At 71.8% G+C, this 3795-nt stretch carries 5 protein-coding genes; 1 reads left to right on the top strand and 4 read right to left on the bottom strand.

Translation table 11 applies throughout. The features are described 5' to 3' along the window. The 4 genes from PSH25_RS17315 to PSH25_RS17330 all read right to left on the bottom strand — a co-directional run. Positions 1 to 131: ATP-binding cassette domain-containing protein (locus tag PSH25_RS17315; protein WP_238660067.1), on the bottom strand; the 131-nt coding region annotated here is incomplete at its 3' end. Continuing rightward, positions 128 to 964 carry an ABC transporter permease gene (locus PSH25_RS17320; protein ID WP_238660063.1) on the bottom strand — a complete coding sequence of 279 codons (837 nt, stop codon included), beginning with the start codon at positions 962 to 964 and terminating at the stop codon, positions 128 to 130. The genes PSH25_RS17315 and PSH25_RS17320, both read right to left, overlap by 4 nt. Beyond that, positions 961 to 1800 carry a molybdate ABC transporter substrate-binding protein gene (modA, locus tag PSH25_RS17325; protein WP_238660064.1) on the bottom strand — a complete coding sequence of 280 codons (840 nt, stop codon included), beginning with the start codon at positions 1798 to 1800 and terminating at the stop codon, positions 961 to 963. The genes PSH25_RS17320 and modA overlap by 4 nt, the downstream gene beginning before the upstream one ends. After that, a complete protein-coding gene (locus PSH25_RS17330; RefSeq protein WP_238660065.1) occupies positions 1797 to 2219 on the bottom strand; it encodes a TOBE domain-containing protein in 423 nt (140 codons plus the stop codon). Before PSH25_RS17330 ends, modA begins: the two co-directional genes overlap by 4 nt. Before the next feature lie 881 nt (positions 2220 to 3100). On the opposite strand from PSH25_RS17330, the gene PSH25_RS17335 reads away from it, so the two are divergent. Then, the gene (locus PSH25_RS17335) at positions 3101 to 3664 is read left to right on the top strand and encodes a hypothetical protein (protein WP_238660066.1); all 564 of its coding nucleotides are present in this window, start codon (positions 3101 to 3103) and stop codon (positions 3662 to 3664) included. The last annotated feature ends 131 nt before the right edge of the window (positions 3665 to 3795 follow it).

Genomic DNA, 3795 nt, shown 5'->3' on the forward strand with positions numbered 1-3795 from the left:
GCGGTGGTCTTGCCGGCGCCGTTCGGGCCGAGCAGCGCCACCACCTCGCCCGGCGCCACCCGCAGCGGCACGTCGAGCCGGAAGGCGCCCCGGTCGACGACGAGCCGGGCGTCGAGAAGTTGACCGCTCATGCGGTGGTCATCCAGCGGTCCCGCAACGCGACCAGGATGCCCACCGACACCACGAGCAGCACCAGGCTGAGCACGATCGCGGACTCCACATCGGTCTCCAACGCCAGGTAGACGGCGAGCGGCATGGTCTGCGTCCGACCGGGGTAGTTGCCGGCGAAGGTGATGGTGGCACCGAACTCGCCGAGCGCCCGCGCCCAGCAGAGCACCGCCCCGGCGGCCAGGCCGGGCGCCACCAACGGCAGCGTGACGTGGGTGAAGGTGGTCCACCGGCTGGCGCCCAACGTCGCCGCGGCCTCCTCGTAGCGGTGGTCGGCGGCACGTAACGCCCCCTCCACGGCGATCACCAGGAACGGCATGGCGACGAACGACTCGGCCAGCACGACACCCGTGGTGGTGAAAGGCAGGCTGATACCGAACGTGGTGTCGAGCCAGCCGCCGAGCAGGCCACGCCGGCCGAAGACCAGCAACAGCGCCACCCCACCGACCACCGGCGGCAGCACCAACGGCACGGTGACCAGCGCGCGTACCAGCCGACGGCCGGGAAACTCGACCCGGGCCAACACCCAGGCGAGCGGCACCCCGAGCAGCAGGCAGAGCGCGGTGGCCAGGGTGGCGGTCTGCACCGACAGCCGCAGAGCGGTCAGCGCGCCCGGCTCGGTGAGCCGCTCCGGCAGGGTCGTCCACGGTGCCCGGATCAGCAGCCCCGCCAACGGCAGGACGAGGAACAGCAACCCCAACCCGGCGGGGACTAGCAGCGCCGCCGGCACCCGCCCCCGCCGTCGGGGCGTGGCCGGGCGCCCGCTGGGTGCCAGGTGGTCGCGGGCCTGCCTCATGGAGCCTGGAACCCCGCCTCGGCGAGGACCGCCTGCGCCGGCGCCGAGCTGACGTACGCGACGAAGGCCCGCGCGCCATCGGGATTCGGCGCATCCTTCAACGCGACGATCGGGTAGTCGTTGACCGCCCGCGCCGACTCCGGAAACTCCACACCTGTCACGTCGGCGCTCGCCGCCCGCGTGTCCGTCCGGTAGACCAGTGCCGCGTCGACCTCGCCGAGCTTCACCTTGGCGAGCGCGCCCCTGACGTCCTGCTCGAGGGTGACCGGCGTCAGCGCGACGCCGGCGGCGTCCAGGGCGGTGCGGGCCGCCGCGCCGCAGGGCACCTGACTGGCGCAGAGCGCCACCTTCACACCCGGGCTGGTCAGGTCGGCCAGGCCGGCCACTGCCTTCGGGTTACCCCGGGGCACCGCGATCACCAACTGGTTGCGAGCGAAGATGCTCGGCGTGCCGTCTGCGTTGCCGGCCTCGGTGACCGTGGTCATGTTCGCCGGGGCGGCCGAGGCGAACACGTCCGCCGGCGCGCCCTGGATGATCTGGTTGGCCAGAGCGGAACTGCCGGCGACGTTGAGGGTCACGCGGCTGCCCGGGTTGGCGGCCTCGAAGTCCTTTCCGATGCGGGTGAACGACTCGGTCAACGAGGCAGCCGCGAACACGGTCACCGTGCCGGTCACCCGGCCGTCCCCGCTGCCACCGGTTGCCCGGTCGCCGCCCGCGCCGCAGCCGGCCACCGCGAGGCCGGCCGCCACCAGCACGGCCACCGCCGTACGCCTGGTCCGCGCGTTCCACCGCCCGACCGTCTCCGGGTTTCTCCGGCCAACCGTGTCCGCGTTCATCCGGCCGAGCGTCCCCGCGTCGGGGCGGGTGCGGCCCGCTCCACCACGACCGTGGTCGACTTGATCACCGCGACGGCCACCGACCCGACCCGAAGGTCGAGCTCGTCGACGGCCTCCCGGCTCATCAGCGACACGACCCGGAACGGGCCCGCCTGGATGTCGACCTGGGCCATCACCGTGTCCTTACGGACGTCGACGACGATCCCGCGCAACCGGTTGCGGGCCGAGGAGAACTCGGCGCCCGCATCCGGGTGGGCGGCCTGAGCGCGGGCGAACGCCGCCAGGTCGACGCCGTCGACGATCCGGTGGCCGTGCTCGTCGCGCCCGGCCGTCAGGCGCCCGGCGTCCACCCAGCGGCGAATGGTGTCGGCGCTGACGCCGAGCAGGTCGGCGGCCTCCCCGATCCGGTACGTCGTCACCCGCTCACCTTAATGCCCGCATTTGCCATGGGGGAAGCCCAGCACGGACAGCATCCGCATGGGGAGATGGGCGTCAAGGCCGGCAGTTGCGTCTGTCTGATCTGTCTCAGGGCGCCTGCGACCCCCTCGGACGCGGGTCCGCAAGATCGTGCTCGAACCAGGAAGTAGTGGTGTCGGCGTATCAATGAGGCCACTACATCCTGGTTCGAGCACGATCTTGACGCGGGGAAGCGGGGACGCGGGGACGCGGGGACGCGAGGACGCGGGGTGTCCGGGATGCCCCGACAACCGTGAACCCGAGTGGATCACGCCTGGATGAGGGGCGATTCAAGGCCGCAGGGGCGGCGTCGTGGGCGGTTTGTCGGATCCTGGGCGGTGTGGGTGGTGACCGGTCGCACCGGTGGGCCGGAATCGTGGCCGGGGCGGGGTCGTTACATACCCTGACGATCGCAGCACCACCGACCCACCACCCCGCCACCGGGGGGCCGGTCGCGCAGGTTGGAATGCCAGCCTCGGCCCGGTGGTTACAGTCCCCACGAACGGCCGACGGGCGCCGCCTCCACGGGGTGCCGACAGGTGGGCCAGCCCGGGAATGACCCGCGGCCCCCGGTCGTTGCAGTCCCCACGAACGACCGCAGGCGCCGCCTCGATGAGAGCGCGGTAGGTGGGCCGCCCCCGGAATGACCCCGGCCCCCCGGTCGTTACACCTGGACCCGGCGCCACGAGCCCTCGCCCGTAGGCCGCCGGTAGACGCCGAGTAACCGTAGGCGTCACCCCCCAGACTTTTCCCTGTTTTGTGCAGCGCCGGACGAGGTGCTCACACCCCGCCGCCGCCCCCCTTTTGGCGGTTGGGTGTCCTACCCCCGAAGGAGCTACCCCTCATGAACACGATCTTCCGTAAGAGCATGCTGTCTGTTGCTGGTCTCGCGTTCGCCGGTGGTGTCTTCGCCGGCCCGATCGCCGCCCACGCCAACCCGGCCGTGGATGCCAAGCCGGTCGCGGTGGCCGTGCAGTCGGCGGCGCCGAAGCCGCAGGGCGACCAGTCCCACATCAGCCTGAATGACGAGCAGACCGCGAACGTCAAGGCGATCATCGCCGCGACGAAGAAGGCTGGTCTGCCGGAGCGGGCCGCGGTGATCTCGATCGCGACGAGCCTGCAGGAGTCGAAGCTGGAGAACCTGGGCCACCTGGGCGACATGAACGACCACGACTCGCTGGGCCTGTTCCAGCAGCGCCCGTCCAGTGGTTGGGGTACGCCGGAGCAGATCACGAACCCGGAGTACTCGACGACCGCGTTCCTCAAGGGTCTGAAGCAGGTCGACGGGTGGCAGGACATGCCCCTGACCGACGCCGCGCAGACCGTGCAGGTATCGGCCTACCCGGACGCCTACGCCCAGTGGGAGCAGCAGGCCACCGACCTCGTCGCCCAGCACTGGAACAGCTGACCCGCGTCACCGCAGAACACGCACGCCAGCACCACCGCACGGCAAGACCACAGCACGACACCGACCGCTGGCCGGCACCCGCAACCCGGGCTCCCGGCCAGCGCCATACCCGGGCCCGTTTTCGTGGGCGG

Source organism: Micromonospora foliorum (assembly GCF_022229015.1).
GTDB lineage: Bacteria > Actinomycetota > Actinomycetes > Mycobacteriales > Micromonosporaceae > Micromonospora > Micromonospora foliorum.

What these genes read in the sequence shown, in the direction of transcription:
- modA (WP_238660064.1), bottom strand. Translation starts at nt 1,800, where the DNA reads ATGAACGCGGACACGGTTGGCCGGAGAAACCCGGAGACGGTCGGGCGG.
- PSH25_RS17335 (WP_238660066.1), top strand. Translation starts at nt 3,101, where the DNA reads ATGAACACGATCTTCCGTAAGAGCATGCTGTCTGTTGCTGGTCTCGCG.
- PSH25_RS17320 (WP_238660063.1), bottom strand. Translation starts at nt 964, where the DNA reads ATGAGGCAGGCCCGCGACCACCTGGCACCCAGCGGGCGCCCGGCCACG.